This is a genomic window from Streptomyces sp. LHD-70 (genome assembly GCF_031157275.1).
Lineage (GTDB): Bacteria > Actinomycetota > Actinomycetes > Streptomycetales > Streptomycetaceae > Streptomyces.
On the sequence record NZ_JAVIFW010000020.1, the window covers coordinates 90598 to 106217 of the forward strand.

Consider the following 15620-nt stretch of genomic DNA (forward strand, 5'->3'; position numbering starts at 1 on the left):
GCGGCGTGCCTCAGGGCATCCGCCTCTTCGGGGTCAGGCGTACGGGGAGCGCGGCGGGACCGTTGACGGCGATCGACCGCACGCGGGTGACGGGCCCGGCCTGCTCCACCGAGCAGCCGGAGTCGAGGAGTTCGGAGAACAGGATGCGCATCTCGGCGCGGGCCAGCGTGGACCCGATGCAGAAGTGCTCACCGGAGGCGAGTGCGATGTGCCGGTTGGGCCTGCGGGCGATGTCGAAGCGGTACGGATCGTTGAAGACGGCCTCGTCGCGGTTGGCCGACGGCAGCCAGAGCACCACCCGGTCGCCCTCCTCGATCCGCCGGCCGCGCAGCGTGTGCGGGCGGGTGGCGGTGCGCATGCTGTGCGTCGCGCTGGAGGTGTGGCGCAGGATCTCCTCCACGGTCCCCGGCAGCAGCGCCCGGTCCGCGGCGAGGCGCCGCCACTGCCCGGGGTGCTGAAGGAAGGCGAGCATGCCGCCGATCAGGGCGAGGCGGCCGTTCTCCGTGGCGCCGATGAGGTTCTCGCAGTTGAGCAGGATCTCGTGCTCGGGCAGCAGCTCCCCGTGCACCGTCCCGTTGACCAGGGAGCTGAGCAGGTCGTCGGCGGGCTCGGCCATGCGCGCGTACAGCAGCTCCATCAAGTACTCCATGAGCTGCGGGTGCGCGGCCAGCGAGGTGTGTGCCGCGAACGCCTCCTCGCACCACCGGTAGACGGTGTCGTGGTCGCGCCCGGGGACGCCGATGATGCCGCAGATCACGGAGAGCGACAGGGGCCCCGCGATGTCCTGCACGAAGTCGCACACGCCCCGTTCGACGGCCCGCGCGAGCACCCTGCGGGTCGCGTCCCGGACGGTGTCCTCCAGGGCCCGCACCGACCGGGTGCTGAACCAGTCCGCCATCAGGGAGCGCAGCTGCTTGTGGCGCGGCGGGTCGGACAGCGCGAGCGTCAGGCCGCCGCCCGGGTCGTCGCCGAGCCGCGCCGGGCGCAGCAGCACCCCGCGGGCAGAGCTGTACGTCGCCGGGTCGCGGTAGACGGCACGGATGTCCTCGTACCGGGTCAGCGACCAGAACGCGGGCAGTTCACCGGCCTCGTGCCGGTGCACGGGCGCGAACTCCCGCATCCAGCGCCACAGTTCGTGCGGATCGCCGTCGGCGTGCAGGGCGGGGTCGACGAGCGCGGAGACGGTGGGCGAGGTGACGGTTGCCGCCATGAGGGGTGCCTTCGGGGTGAGGGGTGGCCGCGGCCCGTGGACAAGGGCGGCCGGGTGGACAGGGGCACGTGCGGGAGCGGCCGGGAGCGGCCGGGGGTGGACCGGCCCGGGCGCGTGGGGGCGCGGTCATCCGCCGGCCGTGACCGCCGCCCGCAGTCCCGCGGCCGGGCCTCCGTCGGGGCCTCCGTCGGGGCCTCCGTCGGGGCCGCGGTCCCGACCGCTCAGCGCGTGCAGCCGGTCCGTGAAGCGCTCGGCGAGCGCCCGTACGACCGCCTCCGGCACGGCGGCCGGCCGGAAGGCGTGCTCGACGCGGAGCCCGCCGCGGCCGTCCGGCCAGCACTCCGCGTGCAGTTCGAGGGGCAGCTCCGGGTAGGGCTGGCGGAGGAAACGGGTGCGCAGGCCCGGCAGGTCCAGGTCCGGCGCCGGGTTGTCCTGCAGCGCGAACAGCGCCTGGTAGAGCGGGTGGCGGCCGGTGCGGGGCGGGTCGACGAGGGCGAGGAGGTCGGTGAGCGGCAGGTCCTGCGCGGCGAAGGCGGACGCGGCGGCCCGGCCGGCCGCCCGGGCCGCGGCCGAGCCGCCGTCCAGGGCGGTGCCGCGCAGCCGCAGACAGAGCATCTCGACGTGGCATCCGACGACCTGCCCGAGCCCGGCCCCGTCGCGCTGCGCCACGGGCACGCCGACCGCGAAGTCCCGCTGCCCGGTGACGTCCGCGACGCTCGCACCCCACAGGGCGAGCAGCGCCACGAAGCGGGTGACGCCCGCCGCCGCGGCGAACCGGTCCACCCCGGCCAGCACGGACACCGGCACCTCGCTCACCACCCGGCCCTGCCCGGACGCGGTCGGCCCGTTCGTGGTCGGCTCGTGCTGGGCCGGCCCGTTCGCGGTCGGCTCGTTCTGGATCGGCCCGTTCGCGGTCTGCAACGGCGGGTGCGGCCACCGCAGTTCCGGTACGCCGGTCAGGCCCTGCGCATACGCCGCGTACGGGCTGTCCGCCTCGGCCAGGCCGCGCCGCAGGACCCGGTCCGCGTGCAGTGCGGCCAGGCCGGGCGGGGCCGGTGCGGCAGGTTCCGGTGCGGCGGCGCCGGCCGCCGAGGCGTAGGCCGCGGCCAGGTCGCGGGCGAGCACCGACTCGGAGTGGCCGTCGAACGCGATGTGGTGCACCACGCAGCCGAACACCACCGTGTCCTCGCCGCGCACGTCCACCAGCGCGGTGCGCCACACCTCGCCGAGCAACAGGTCGAGCTCGTCGGTGAGTTCGGCGCGCAGCGCCCGTACGGCCGCGTCGACGGAGGGCGCGGCGGGCAGCACTTCGAGTGCGGGGGCGGGCAGGTCCACGGGCACGGCGGACGGCCTGGGGTCGGGGACGTAGGCGGCGCGCAGCGCCTCGTGCCGCTCGTGCACGACGTCGACGGCCTGCTGCAGCGCCGCCCGGTCGAGGGGGCCCTCGACCACCCAGGTGACCAGGCAGTGCGCGGTCCGGTCGGCGGGGGCGACGAGCTGCCGGGTCAGGTAGACGGTCTGCATCGGCGTCAGCGGTGTCGGCCCGTCCGGTCCTGCCGCCGCGGCCTGCGGCTGCCCGGCGGTGCGCAGCCAGCCGGCGAGCGCGTCGACGGTGGGGTGCCGGTAGAGGCGGGAGACGGGCACGGGCCGCCCGAGCCGGGCCGCGACCCGCGCACACACCCGGCCGGCGCCGAGCGAGGTGCCGCCGAGGTCGGCGAAGGGCACGTCGAGGGGCACGGACGGCTGCCCGAGCACGGCGGCGAAGGCGTCCGCCACGGCCGAGACGACGGGATCGGCGTCGGCCGCCCCGCCGTTCGCGTCGCGGTACGTCTCGCCGTACGTCCCCCCGTACGTCCCCCCGTACGTCCCCCCGTACGTCCCCCCGTACGTCCCGCCGTGCGTGCCGTCCGCGCCGGGCCCGGTTCGGTCGTACGGGAGTGCCCGGTCGCCGAACGCCCGGTCCAGGAGCGCCCGTTCGTCCAGCTTGCCCTGGGCCGTCACCGGGAAGTCGTCGACGCTCAGCACGAGCGCGGGCCGCTGATACGGGACGAGGGCCGACCGCAGTGCGCCGAGCGCGCCGGTCAGCGGGTCGCCCGGCCGCTCGGGCCGGCAGAACGCCACCAGCTCCTGCCCCGTACCGGACGCGTCCGGCCGGGCGAGGACGCGGCAGGAGCGCACCGAGCCGAGCAGCTGCTCCACCTGGCGCTCCACCTCGGCGGGCTCGACGCGGTGCCCGCGGATCTTCACCTGCCGGTCGGCCCGGCCCCGGAAGTGCAGCAGCCCGTCCGCGTCCCACGCGACCAGGTCGCCGGTCCGGTACACCCGGACCGCGGCGCCCGCCTCGCCGACCGGGACCCGGACGAACTTCTCGTCCGTCAGGGCGCCCGCGCCCAGGTAGCCGAGCGCGAGACCCTCGCCCGCCACGCAGAGCTCACCGGTCTCGCCCACGCCGCACGGCCGGGTGCCGCCCTGCTCCAGGACGTGCACCCGGGTGCCCGGCACGGGGCGGCCGAGGGGGATGCCGCCGGGCCGCGCGCAGTCCGTGGGCGTGATGCGGTGGGTGGTGGTGAACACCGTGGACTCGACCGGTCCGTAGCCGTTGAGGAGAGCGATGCCGGGGTGGCGGTCGAGGAAGCGGCGCACATGCGCGACGGAGAGCCGCTCGCCGCCGGTCAGCACCTGGCGCAGGCCGCGGAAGGCGTCCGGGTCCTCGTCCACGACCATGTTGAACAGGCTGCTGGTCAGCCAGACGGTGTCCGTTCCGTGCCGGGCGATGCCGGAGCGCAGCGCGGCGGGGGAGAGGTAGGGGTCCGCGACGATCAGCGAGGTGCCGCCGTTCAGGAGCACCGACCACAGTTCGAGGCTGAACGCGTCCCACGGCAGCGGCGCCGCGAGCGGTACGACGCTGCCGGCGCCGAAGTCGGCGAAGCCGCCCGGCCCTTGCGGGAAGAGCCGGGCCGTGGCGCGGTGCGGGGTGAGCACGCCCTTGGGGCGGCCGGTCGTGCCCGAGGTGAAGAAGACGCAGGCGGGGCCGGAGCCGTCGACCGCGGCGGGCCGGAACCCGGCGGGCGCGGCGACCGGGCCGTCGGGCGGCACGAACACCGGCAGCGGCGGCCCGCCGAGCGCACCGCCCGTCTCCTTCGCCCCCGCGACGACCAGCGGCGGGTCGAGGTCGGCGCGGATGTCGGCGAGGCGGCGTTCGGGCCAGGACGGGTCGAGGAGCGCGTACGCGGCACCGGTCTTGAGCACCGCGAGCAGCGCGACGACCAGCTCCGTGCCGCGCGGCAGCAGGACGGGCACGAGACGGCCGGGACCCGACCCGAGGGCGGCGAGCCGCGCGGCCCAGGCGTCGGCGGTACGGTCCAACTCCCCGTACGTCAGGGTGCGTTCGCCCTCGACCAGTGCCACCGCGTCGGGCCGCCGCCGGGCCACCAGGGCGAGCGTCTCGTGCAGCCCCTGCGGGGGTGCGGTGCACGGCTCGCCCGTGGTCCAGACGTCCGGCACGGTGCGCGGCTCGGGCGGGTTATCCGTCTGCACAGCGGCTCCTCTCGCCTCGCCCCACTCTCTTGCCTGATGTGAGGCAAGAGCTTGCCATCACATTGCCATAGCTGGCAACCTTCGGGGTCCGGACCCACCACGCCCGGACCCACCACGCCCGGACCCACCACGCCCGGACCCACCGCGCCTGACGCACCGGCAGGCCCCGACCGAAGGTGATCCCATGGCCCGTGACCGTTCGCTGGACATCGCCGTCACCGGCCTGGCCGGCCGGTTCCCCGGCGGCGACGGCTCCTACGACCTCGGCCGGTGGTGGACCGCCCTGACCGAGGGACGGGTCCTCACCACCCGGTACGACAGCGCGGAACTCGCAGCCCGAGGAGTGCCCAAGACCCTCCTCGACGACCCGGACTTCGTGCCCGTCCACGGCCACCTCGACGGCTTCGACCGCTTCGACAACGCCCTGTTCCGGGTCACGCCCCGCGAGGCGGAGCTGATGGACCCGCAGCACCGGCTGATGCTCGAGGCGGCCTGGGCGGCCCTTGAGGACGCCGGCTCCGCACCCCTCGCCGCCCCCGCGCACCGAGCCGAGACGCCCACCACCGCGGTCTTCGCCAGCGCCGCCGGCAGCGGCTACATGCGCGCCATGGTCGCGAGCGGCGAGCTCGACCCGATGACCCTGGAGGACGCGGTGCACGGCACCGAACCGGACTTCATGGCGAGCCTCATCTCGTACCGCCTCGGCCTGACCGGCCCCGCCGTCGCCGTGCAGACCGCCTGCTCCTCCTCCCTGGTCGCCGTGCACCTCGCCGTCCAGGCGCTGCTGAACGGCGACTGCGACCAGGCCCTGGTCGTCGCCGCCGGTATCCCCTACCCGCAGGCCGGACACCTCGCCGTGGAGGGCGGCATCCACTCGCCCACCGGCCGGTGCCGCCCCTTCGACGAGCATGCCGACGGGGTCGTCGCCGGCGCCGGCGTCGCCGCGGTGGTGCTCCGCCGCCTGGACGACGCCACGGCCGACGGCGGCGACCCCTACGGCGTCGTCCTCGGCACCGCGGTCAACAACGACGGTGCGGCGAAGGCGGGTTACTACGCCCCGTCCGTCGACGGCCAGCAGGCCGTGATCCGGGCCGCGCTGCGCACCGCCGACGTCCCCGGCGACACCGTCGGATACCTGGAGACGCACGGCACCGGCACCCGCGTCGGCGACCCCATCGAGTGGTCCGCCGCCTCCGCCGCGCTGACCGCCATGGGCGCCCGGCCCGGCCAGGTCGCCGTCGGCGCCCTGAAGGCCAACGTCGGCCACCTCGACAACGCCGCCGGACTCGCCTCCCTGATCAAGGCACTCCTGGTCGTACGGGACGGGACCGTGCCCCCGGTGGCGTCCTTCACCGGCCTCAACCCGCTTCTGGAGACCGCCGGTTCACCGCTGTACGTACCCACCGGAAGGGGCCCGTGGAGCGGGCCCGAACCGCGCCGCGCGGGCGTCAGCTCCTTCGGGATCGGCGGCACCAACGTCCATGTGGTCGTCGAGCAGCCCCCCGCCCGCAGCCGGCCGGCCACCCCACCGCAGGGCCCCCGCCTCGTCCTCGCGTCCGCCGCCGACGAGGCGGCCCTGGCACGCACCGCCACCCGGCTCGGCGCCCATCTCGCCGCGCACGAACCGGAGTTGGCGGATGTCGCCGCGACCCTCGCCACCGGGCGGGCCGAACTGCCGGCCCGGCTAGCGGTGACCGGCCGCACGGCCGCCGAAGTGGCACAGCGCCTGACCCGGGGTACGGGCGTGGTGCGCGGCGCCCTGCCAACGCGCGGCCCCGCACCCTCGGTGTTCGTCTTCCCCGGCCAGGGCGCCCAGTACCCGGGCATGGCCCTGCCGCTCGCCGCGGCGCTGCCCGGCTTCGGCGACGCCCTCGACGCCTGCCTCGCGGCCTTCGCGCCGGAGCTCGCGCAGCGGCTGCGCCGTGCGCTGACCGACCCGGACTTCCCGGCGGCGGAACTGCGGCGCACCGAGCTGGCGCAGCCCGCCCTGTTCGCCGTCGAGCACGCCGCCGCCACCGCACTGACCGGCCTCGGCGTGCACCCGGTGGCGCTGGCCGGACACAGTCTCGGTGAGATCACGGCCGCCTGCGTCGCCGGGGTCTTCGAACTCGCCGACGCGGCCCGCCTGGTGACCGCCCGCGGGCAGGCGATGCAGGAGTGCCCCGAGGGAGCGATGCTCGCCCTCGGCTGCACCGAGACCCGGGCCCGCGAGCTGCTCGCCGTCTCCGGGCTCGACCTGGAGCTGGCCGCCGTGAACTCCGCCGACGGCTGTGTGGTGGCGGGCCCGGCCGCGGCGGTGCAGGAGTTCACCGACCGGCTCGGCGGCCGGGTCTTCACCCACCGCCTGGCCACCGGCCGCGCCTTCCACACCGCGCTCGTCGAGCCCGCGCTGCCGCGCCTCGCCGAGGAGTTGGCGGGCCTGACGGTGCGCCCGCCGACGGTGCCGTTCGCCACGAACGTCACCGGGCGCCTGGTGCCCGCGGGCACCCCCCTGCGGCCCGAGCTCTTCGTCGAACAGGCCCGGCGCACGGTGCGGTTCGCCGACGCGCTCGACGCGGTCGCCGAGGCGTTCCCCGGCGCGCTGGTCGTGGAGATCGGCCCCGGCCGGGTCCTGTCCGCGATGGCGGAGGCGGCCGGCCTTGACACGGTCCCGCTGCACCCCGCGCGCGGCGAACACCCGCAGGAGGAGGTCCTGTCGGCCCTCGGCACGCTCTGGACCCGGGGCCAGCCGCTGTCCCCGCGCGCGCTCTGCGGTCCGGCGGCGCCCCGCGTGCACCTGCCCCACTACCCCTTCGCCGGCCCGCGCTGGACCGCCCCGGAAGCCGAGCCACGGAGCGACGCGGCCCGCACCACCACCACCCGGCCCGAAGCACCCGAAGCCCCTGCCCCCGAGATGCCTGCCCCCGAGATGCCCGCTGCCGAGCCCTCCGCCCCCGAAGCACCCGAAGCCCCCGCCCTTCCACCAGCTGCTCCCGACACCGCCGTCGTACTCGCCCGGCTCTGGTCGGAGCTGCTCGGGCACGACGGCCTCGCCGCGGACGCCGACTTCTTCGAGCTGGGCGGTGACTCGCTCCTGGTCACCCACCTGGCCAGGAAGCTCGGGCGAGAGCTGGGCGTCAGGGTCCCCATCCGGTCCCTGATGACCGGGAGCACCCTGGCCGCGCAGACCGAGCTCGTACGCGAACTCACCCGGCAAGATCCAAAGGAGGCGGCCTAGGTGTATTGATCACGAGCGTTGTTGACACTCGTGATCAATACACCTAGCGGGTGCCGTACTAGGAGGCGTTCCATCGCTTCGGCGCTCGTGTCGACATGCCCCTACGCAAAGCCCTGCCGGAGTACGAGGTCGGCCTTGTGGAGTGCTTGCTTCAGATCACGTAGTACGCCCTCGGGAAGGTCGCGCGCTGCGAGAGCGCACGCGTCCACGAGCTCACGGCAGCGAGATGTCTGCCGCGCGGTCAGGAGGTTCAAGCACGGTTCGTAGGTGAGGAGTTCACGAGCGGCGTAGCCGTCGGCTGCTTCAACGGCCCGGGAGACCATGTCGTGGGCTACGGCGTCCGCTGGATATCCCACGAGGCGGGCGAGGTCCAGGATGGTGAGGCCGAGGCGTGTGTCGAAGACCGTTCGTCCCGGTTCTCGCGTTGATTGGAGGTAGGCGGTCGCCAGGGCCTCAAGGTCGGTTTCTCGTGCCGTTCCGCTCGCCACCTTGGCTGCAGTGGCGAGGCTCTTGGTGACGGTGCGCTCCCAGGGTTCGCCGGGGAGCGTTTCGGCTACGAGTTGGGCGGCCTGCTCGTGATCGCCTTCGACCAGCGCGGCGACCACAGCAACTTGGCGGCCGTCGAGCATCCGCTGTCCCACGCCGCGATGCCGCGCGATGTGCGCTTGGGCTTCGCTCCAGCGACCGGCGGAGGTGAGCGTGCGGGTGCCGTCGGCGAGGAGGACGCGCCATAGCCAGCTGCGTACTTCAAGCCGGTCCTCAGTGGTTGCGACGAGTTCGTTCGGGACGGTGATGCCGTCGTATTCGAGGCTGGTTCCGTTGGTGACTGCCTCGTACAGCGCGGTGAGTGCGTTCCGGCCCGTATCTGCGTTGCCGGCGCGGATCTTCAGACGGGCGAGGTTGACCAGCGGTTCCAGTCCTCGGATGGCGCTCATCGCGGGAAGGGGACAGGCCTGCAGGTAGGCATCCGCGTGGGCGTGGCAGATCTCGCGTGCGAGGTCAGGAAGGCCTACGTCGGAGGCGAGGAGCGCGGCCTGGTTGTGGACGGACGAGGCTACGCCCTGGTCGTCGTCCTGCTCGCTCTGGTCTGCGAGGACGGTGAGGCCCTGGACGCGTTCCGGAAGGGGCAGGCATGCCGGCCTGAAGCGTGCGATGAGGGGGAAGCGTCGGGCTATCGGGCCGTTGCGGTCCATGCGTTCTCCAAGGCGCGATGGGGCGTGTTCCCGCCCGGTGTGGGCGGGAACGCGCGGTAACTACCGTTCAGCTACTGCCACTTGATGACGATCTGGTTCAGCGGGGTGTCGATGGTGAATCGTCCAGGCTGGGGCTCGGCGGGTGCCGCATCGAGCGGGCGCAGCTCGAAGTCGGCTTCGCGGCCGCGGTAGTCGCGGTCCCATTCCTGGATCGCGGTGGCGACGCGGGCGGCCAGCTCGTCGCTGCCGGGGCCGTGTCCGATGACGCCGAACTCCCAGAGCTTGCCGCCTTCGGGGGTCGTCTGGTCGGACAGGCGGCGGGCCAGGTAGGTGAGCGCACTCTTGTCGAAGACCGCGGTGGAACTCGGGTACGGGTCGTCGGTGAGGAGTTTTCCGGCGACCTCGTTCCTGTCGAAGGACATCCAGTTCAGGCCGCTGGGCATGGCGAGGGTCAGCCAAAGCTCCATCCATTCCGGGGACTCGCCGCCCCGGACCAGGACACCGGTCCATTCCTGGATGGACGGCTGGTCGAGGACGTCGGCGAGGGCGGTGGCGTCGATCGCTTGGCTTGTGTTCGTCTGGAGGTGGATGGCCCCGGTCGCGGACACCGGGATGAGCGGGCGGTCGTCGTCGGCGACGCCGCGCCTCAGGGGCATGAACGTGTTCATCTCGCTGCTGACGGAGACGAAGCTGTCGCCACGGCGCTCGTAGGAGATGGACCGGTTGACGCTGCCGCGCAGCCGCTGGGGCACGAGCAGACGGCCGCCCTGCGCGAGCTGCTCCAGCCAGGCGTGCGGAATGCCGTGTGCCCCGACGGTCGCGATGATCTTGTCGTAGGGCGCGCTGTCGGCGTGGCCGAGCGCACCGTCGCCGAGGGCGACGGTCACGTTGTCGACTCCCGCAGCGGCCAGGTGTGCGCGGGCCCCTTCCACCAGGTCGTCGTCCACGTCGATGGTGGTGACGTGCCCCTTTTCGCCGACGAGATGGGCCAACAGAGCGGCGTTGTAGCCGGTCCCGGCACCGAGTTCCAGGATCCGTTCGCCGGGCTGCGGCTGGAGCTGCTCCAGCATCAGGCCGACGACGCTGGGCTGCGAGGCGCAGCTGATCGACTGGCCGGTCTCGTTGTACTTGATGTGGACGGTCGTGTTCGCGTAGGCGTCCTCGAGCGACGCCTCGGGCACGAACAGGTGCCGGGGAACGGTACGCATCGCCTGGATGATGCGCGGGGTCTTGATCCGATCCTCCGAGACGACCTGGTCGACCAGGGCGTTGCGGAGGCGTTCGGCGGCGGTGTCGTTGGCTTCGATGGTGTCGGTGCTCACTTCGGGAACGCTAGTGTCTTCGCCGGCCGCTGCCGGGATGGACTCAGAGCGGTCACTCGAACCCATGACGATCTCCTTCGCTAGTGCTGACATGGCGCTTTGGTCCTCTGTCGAGAGGCCCGCTCGGTTGGCATGGAAGATGAAGTGGTGGGCGATGACGGCCCGCAGGCCGCGTTCGAGCTGGCCCCGGCGGGAGAGATTCGCAAGTTCGCGTCCGGCGTTCTCGAAGGCGCTCACCCAGGTGTTGAGACCGGCGAGCGGCCCATTGTTCGACGGGGTGCACAGCGTTGAGGTGTTGACGGTCATCAGGCGGCGCATCGTCGCCGCGTCCCGGGGGCGTGGGATCTGCGCGGGAGTCGACCCGGCCGGGCGCAGGTGGGAGATCTTGTCCCAGACGTCTCCCTGCTCGTACCAGTCGAGGCCGGCTGCGCGCATCATGGCGCTGCACAGCACGACAGCCGTTTCCCTCCGCCCCAAGTGACCTGTGAATGGCGGGTAGTTGAGCAGGTGGCGGCTGTCGTGGTGGAACAGCTCGTGGGCGGTGTGCATTGCGGCCTGTCCGCCGAAGGCGGCGGTCTCGGGTTCGTAGATGCCGTCGGTCCAGTCCACGATCTGGCCGTCGGCGGCGAGTTGGTCGAGGAGCCGGGTGACGGTGTCGCGGGCGCGGTTGTCGCGGGGGTACCGCAGGGGCCAGGGCTGCTTGTTCATGAACCACCACCCGTGGAGCGCCCTGCTCTCGTAGGCGGCGCGCAGGGCGGGGCCGAGGAGGTCGGTGATCACGCGCTGGCCGCTGTCGCGGTCGTGGAAGACGATGCTGTGCTGGCACCAGGAGTAGGGCATCGGAGTCCTCACTGTGCGGGCGGCGGTCAGGAGATGAGCAGGCAGGCGTCCCACGCGGATCGGGGCGCGGTGCCGGTCTCGGGCGCGAGGGTGGCCAGAGCGAGGCCGGCGGTGCCGTCGAGCAGGCCGGGACCACCGTCGTCTGCGTTCATCAGCTCGGTGATCGTGTTCTCCGGGTCGCTGCCGGGTGGCAGTACGGCTGTGAGGAGGGTGGGGACGAGCGTGCGGAGTTCTCCGGCGTTCGTGGGCAGGGCGTCGTCGGCGGTGCGGGCGGCGACGTGGGCGAGTCCGGCGAAGCCGTGGCAGAGGGCGATGTCGGTGGTCGCGGCGAGCTGGTGCCGGTCGGTGAGCGCGTTGAGGAGTTCACGCTCGGCGGTGAGTTGACGGTCGCGGTCGCCGAGGGCGAGGGCGGCGAGTTGCTGGGCACGAGCCAGGCCCGCTGTTCCGTAGCACCAGGACGGGCGCAGTGCACCAGTGGATTCCACGCGCCCTGAACGTACTTGAGTGCGGGTGACCCAGTACGGCCAGGCGCTGCCCCGCTCGCTCGCATCGTGCCAGCGGTCCAGCCAGGCGCAGATGGTGCGGATGGCGTCGAGCTGGCCGGGTACCGGACGGCGGCGGGCGGCGAGCGAGAGCAGACTCAGCACTCCGGTGATGCCGTGGGCGAGGGAGTTGTTGGCGTGCCCGTCGGGGAAGCGGTCATCGGGCCTGCCGGAGGGCCCCGACGTGGTCCACCAGCCCGGCACGCGGTCCCCGTCGTGGGTGAGGGGCGCTGTCAGGCGCACGAGGTAGGTGAGGATCTCGTGTACCGCTGGCCCGTTGGGGTCGCGGCGCAGCAGGTAGGCGCCGTAGCCGGTGAGTCCTTGGAGGGCGTCGAACTCGGCCAGTTGCGGGAGTTCGCCACGGTCGATGCGGCGGTGAGCGGCGGCCACCCGGCGACGGGCTTCCGCCGCGATGTTCTGATCGAGGCCGTCGAGTGTCCGTTTGTAGGCGCCGGGGAGCTGTTCGGCGGCGCAGGCCAGGGGGTGGGCAAGAGCAGGGGCCCCGTAGAAGGGGTGGCTGTCAGGGCCGCTGGTGATCGGTGCGGTTGTGGCGGCCGACAGCCAGTCGTGGACGCGCTGCCAAGGCCGCATCTCGGCGGCGGCCAGCTCGATGTGCAGCAGGGCAATGCCGGGGATGCCGTGTGCGAGGGATTGCCGCCACCACGGTGCGCTGTGTGATCGGCGCGGTGCGAGGGCGGGGTGGGCGAGACGATCGGCGACGCGTAGGGCGAGGTCCGGGAGGGGCGGCTGATTCACGGGTTCCTTCCGGTGGTGCGTGCTGTCCAGGCCTGGGCGGCGGCGCGTGCGAGGTACAGGCAGATGGCTTCCTCGGGGAAGTCGACGGCGACGGCGCGTACGAAGTGCACGTGCAGCAGGGGGCCGAGGACATCGTCGAGGTCGATGCCCTGGGTGTGCGGTCCGTGCAGATGTTCCCGGTAGGCGACCAGGGCGCGGTCGCGTTCCCGCCACGCGTGGACGATCGCGGTGCCTCCGGGCACGGCGGTCAGGGCCTGCCACTGTTGTCGGGGGTCGGCCAGTCGTACGGCCTCGGTCAGCTCGTGCCGGGGAACGGGCTCGGGTGCTCGCGCCGGGATGTTGTCGATCAGCCACCGCATGCCGGTGGATGTGCTGCCGAGGAAGGCGGAGGCGATGGCGACGGTGTGGGCGGCGACCAGGGCCCGGCGCGAGGGACGCACGGGTTGGCGCAGCTGGGTGAGCAGGGCCCGCGAGTCGGCGCGGAACACGTTCTCGGCTGCCTGCCAGGCGGGCCCGGAGCCCCACCGGCCGGTCTCCGGGTAGGACGTCGGATAGCGCAACTCCCGCAGCAGTCCTGCGCGATGCAGGTCATCGGCCCAGGCACTCACCTCGGCGGCCACGGTCCCGAACGCGTCCGGCTCAGGCAGGGCGATGCGCAGACGCAAGTGCTGGTCCGGGTCGCGGAAGCGGACGTACCACCACGATGGCCCGTCGAGGCGGTCGAGCAAGTCGGGCAGGTGCCGGGCAAGGATCGTGTCCTGGCGGCGGATGTCCCCGTACAGGCTGGCAAGCAGCACGTTGGAGGCCGCAGGCGTGTCGTGGCGGTCGCGGTCGATGGCCCTCGCCCGGGTGGGGGCGGGCAAGCGCGGCCACGCCGGCGGCTCCGTCGCCCTGAGAGGAATGACGATTTCGTGGGGGCGGTCCTGGCACCAGCCGGTCTCGTCCAGGGACTCGGTGAGCACTGCGGGGGTGCCGCGGTTCAGGTGGGTGCGGAGCAGGACGCGGTGGCCGCTGTGCTCCAGGTCCAGGAGGAGACGCCGATCGCCTTCGGTCAGGCAGACCCGCGCGGGCAAGCGGCGGCGGGTGCGCCAGGCGGTGAACGCTGCGTCCCACGCGCTCCACGCTTCTGTCCGGCCAGGCAGCTCGGCGGGGTCCAACCGCCAGCGGGCCGCGGCCAAGATGGTGCGCCCGTAGCGCAGGCGGGGCAGGAACGGCATGGTCCGGGCTGCTCCCCAGTCGAAGAGCGTGACGGTGGCGCACTGGGCGCGGCTCAGCTCGATCAGGTAGCGGGCCAGCGGCGGTGTGTGGGTGTGCAGGCTTAGCGCGTGCATACCGACGGCCTCGACACGACACCCTTGGGCCGGAACGGCGAGGTACATGCGGCGGCCGTCGCAGCCGACCGCGAGATCGCCTGCGGTCAGCACGGCGTCGCTCGGGGGCCGGTATTCGTCCAGGCTGATCACGTGGGGCAGGGTCTGCGGGGCGCGGGCAACGTGCGCGGTCTCCGCGACCAGCGGCGAGAACGACAGCTGCGCCGCCACCGTGTTGGAGTCGGCTGTGGGCAGATCGGCCAACTCGGCTGTGATCAGGGCTCGTTCCCATTCAGGCAACGTGTCGACAAAGCGGCCCATTCCGACGCCTGCCCCGCGGGACACGCTCACGACTTCCAACTGGAAGGCCCCGTGCTCCAGGCCTTCGGCGCTGTCCGCGTGCACACGCACGGCCAGTTCCATGTGCGGCGGGAGCCTGACCGGATCCGCCCCCTGGGCCAGGTCAGCGATGACGGACTCGTCGAGGACCACCTCGTCGCGACCGTCCAGCACGGCGGCCTGGGCGAGACGCACCAGAGCCTCGTCCCGCTCAGAAACCGGCCGTCGCTCCGCCGGCACGGTGCCGGGGTAGCCATCAGGGAAGCCGATCCCGCTGTCCGCGACAACGTCCTGCAGCGGAACCATCGAGCCGATCCCGAATCGCTCGTAGAACCGCATGTGGTGTGCCTTCCACTCAGCAGTCCCGAACGGTGCGGCACTCAGGCGCGCCAAGGCGAACGCCGCGCGCTCGGCCTCACGCGCCACGTCCTCGGGCAGCGTGAGGGCCGCGCCGGTCATACGCAGATCAACCGCGAGCGGATGCTTGCGCCCCGGCACCAGGGCGCTCATCTTCTCGGCGACACTCACGCGCTCAGCACGGGCCTGTCCCAAGGGGCGCGTACTAGCTCGGCGGAGGCTCGCGTGGATCTCGCGCAGCGACTCCACCAGCTCAGCGACCGGCTGCACGCGGTCGGCGTCGACCGCCGCGAGCTGCTCCAGCAGATACAACAGCGCGTCGGTCTCGGTGCTCGGCGCGTGCAGACAGGTGATCAGCGCACGCCGTTCGAGCAGTTCTTTGAGCAGGGCGTTCACGTGTTCCGGTCCGGCCTCGGGGAAATCCGCCGAGAGCTTGTCCTTCACGTCCCCGATGCAGGCCGGAGTCCGGGTGGCGGCCAAGACCGTAGACACGGGCGCGGTGTACGCCAGCGACACCTCCACGGCCCCGGTCCCCTTGCCCGTTGGGTGCGGCTGGTACGGCACGATCAACCGGCCTCCGCGGACCGTCATAGTGCTGTTGGCCATGACCGTCAGGCGAGACAGCAGTTCCGGGCAGTTCTGAAGACGCGTGATCACGCCAGACAGCCACGCGGCACCCGCGCGTACGACCGCCACCGGCTCGCCGCCCCAACTCGCCTGTACGCGCTCGCCGAACCCAGCGGTCGTGACGCCGGCAAACAGGCCGAACGGAGTCGGCCGGTGCCCGGCACGCAAGAGGTAGCGGGCGACCGAGAGCACCGCCCGCCTCAAGTCACGCCGCCGGGGCCGCGCGGATTCACACAGGGCTCGTGCCTGAGCTGCGAGGACCGGGCTTGCCTGTCGAAGTCCTTCCTCCACGTCCGCGATATCGAGGACGGCACGCAGCCACTCCACCTGGACTTGGTCGGTGTGAGCGGATGGTTCTGCCGTCAGCTCA

General features: G+C 73.0%; 7 protein-coding genes. 1 reads left to right on the forward strand and 6 read right to left on the reverse strand.

Annotated elements, in window-relative coordinates; all coding sequences use genetic code 11:
* Nucleotides 1-10: 10 nt before the first annotated feature.
* Both RCO28_RS31400 and RCO28_RS31405 read right to left on the reverse strand, forming a co-directional pair.
* Complete coding sequence (locus RCO28_RS31400) at nt 11-1210, reverse strand: cytochrome P450 (protein WP_308944709.1); 1200 nt, start codon at nt 1208-1210, stop codon at nt 11-13.
* A 126-nt stretch (nt 1211-1336) separates the two neighbouring features.
* Entirely contained in the window at nt 1337-4747 is a 3411-nt protein-coding gene (locus tag RCO28_RS31405; protein ID WP_308944710.1) for an amino acid adenylation domain-containing protein, read from the reverse strand.
* 184 nt (nt 4748-4931) lie between these two features.
* On the opposite strand from RCO28_RS31405, the gene RCO28_RS31410 reads away from it, so the two are divergent.
* Nucleotides 4932-7964, forward strand: coding sequence for a beta-ketoacyl synthase N-terminal-like domain-containing protein (locus tag RCO28_RS31410; RefSeq protein ID WP_308944711.1), 3033 nt, complete (start codon nt 4932-4934; stop codon nt 7962-7964).
* A 101-nt stretch (nt 7965-8065) separates the two neighbouring features.
* Here the strand turns inward: RCO28_RS31410 and RCO28_RS31415 are convergent, their stop codons facing one another.
* The 4 genes from RCO28_RS31415 to RCO28_RS31430 all read right to left on the reverse strand — a co-directional run bounded on the left by RCO28_RS31415 (nt 8066) and on the right by RCO28_RS31430 (nt 15577).
* Nucleotides 8066-9157 carry a hypothetical protein gene (locus tag RCO28_RS31415; RefSeq protein WP_308944712.1) on the reverse strand — a complete coding sequence of 364 codons (1092 nt, stop codon included), beginning with the start codon at nt 9155-9157 and terminating at the stop codon, nt 8066-8068.
* Nucleotides 9158-9228: 71 nt separating this feature from the next.
* A complete protein-coding gene (fxlM, locus tag RCO28_RS31420; RefSeq protein ID WP_308944713.1) occupies nt 9229-11319 on the reverse strand; it encodes a methyltransferase, FxLD system in 2091 nt (696 codons plus the stop codon).
* A 26-nt stretch (nt 11320-11345) separates the two neighbouring features.
* Complete coding sequence (locus RCO28_RS31425) at nt 11346-12617, reverse strand: lanthionine synthetase C family protein (protein WP_308944714.1); 1272 nt, start codon at nt 12615-12617, stop codon at nt 11346-11348.
* Nucleotides 12614-15577, reverse strand: coding sequence for a lantibiotic dehydratase (locus RCO28_RS31430; RefSeq protein WP_308944715.1), 2964 nt, complete (start codon nt 15575-15577; stop codon nt 12614-12616). Before RCO28_RS31430 ends, RCO28_RS31425 begins: the two co-directional genes overlap by 4 nt.
* Nucleotides 15578-15620: the final 43 nt, after the last annotated feature.

Bases quoted from the DNA above. Each gene is read 5' to 3' on its own strand.
- RCO28_RS31400 (WP_308944709.1), bottom strand. From the start codon at position 1,210: ATGGCGGCAACCGTCACCTCGCCCACCGTCTCCGCGCTCGTCGACCCC.
- RCO28_RS31410 (WP_308944711.1), top strand. From the start codon at position 4,932: ATGGCCCGTGACCGTTCGCTGGACATCGCCGTCACCGGCCTGGCCGGC.
- RCO28_RS31415 (WP_308944712.1), bottom strand. From the start codon at position 9,157: ATGGACCGCAACGGCCCGATAGCCCGACGCTTCCCCCTCATCGCACGC.
- fxlM (WP_308944713.1), bottom strand. From the start codon at position 11,319: ATGCCCTACTCCTGGTGCCAGCACAGCATCGTCTTCCACGACCGCGAC.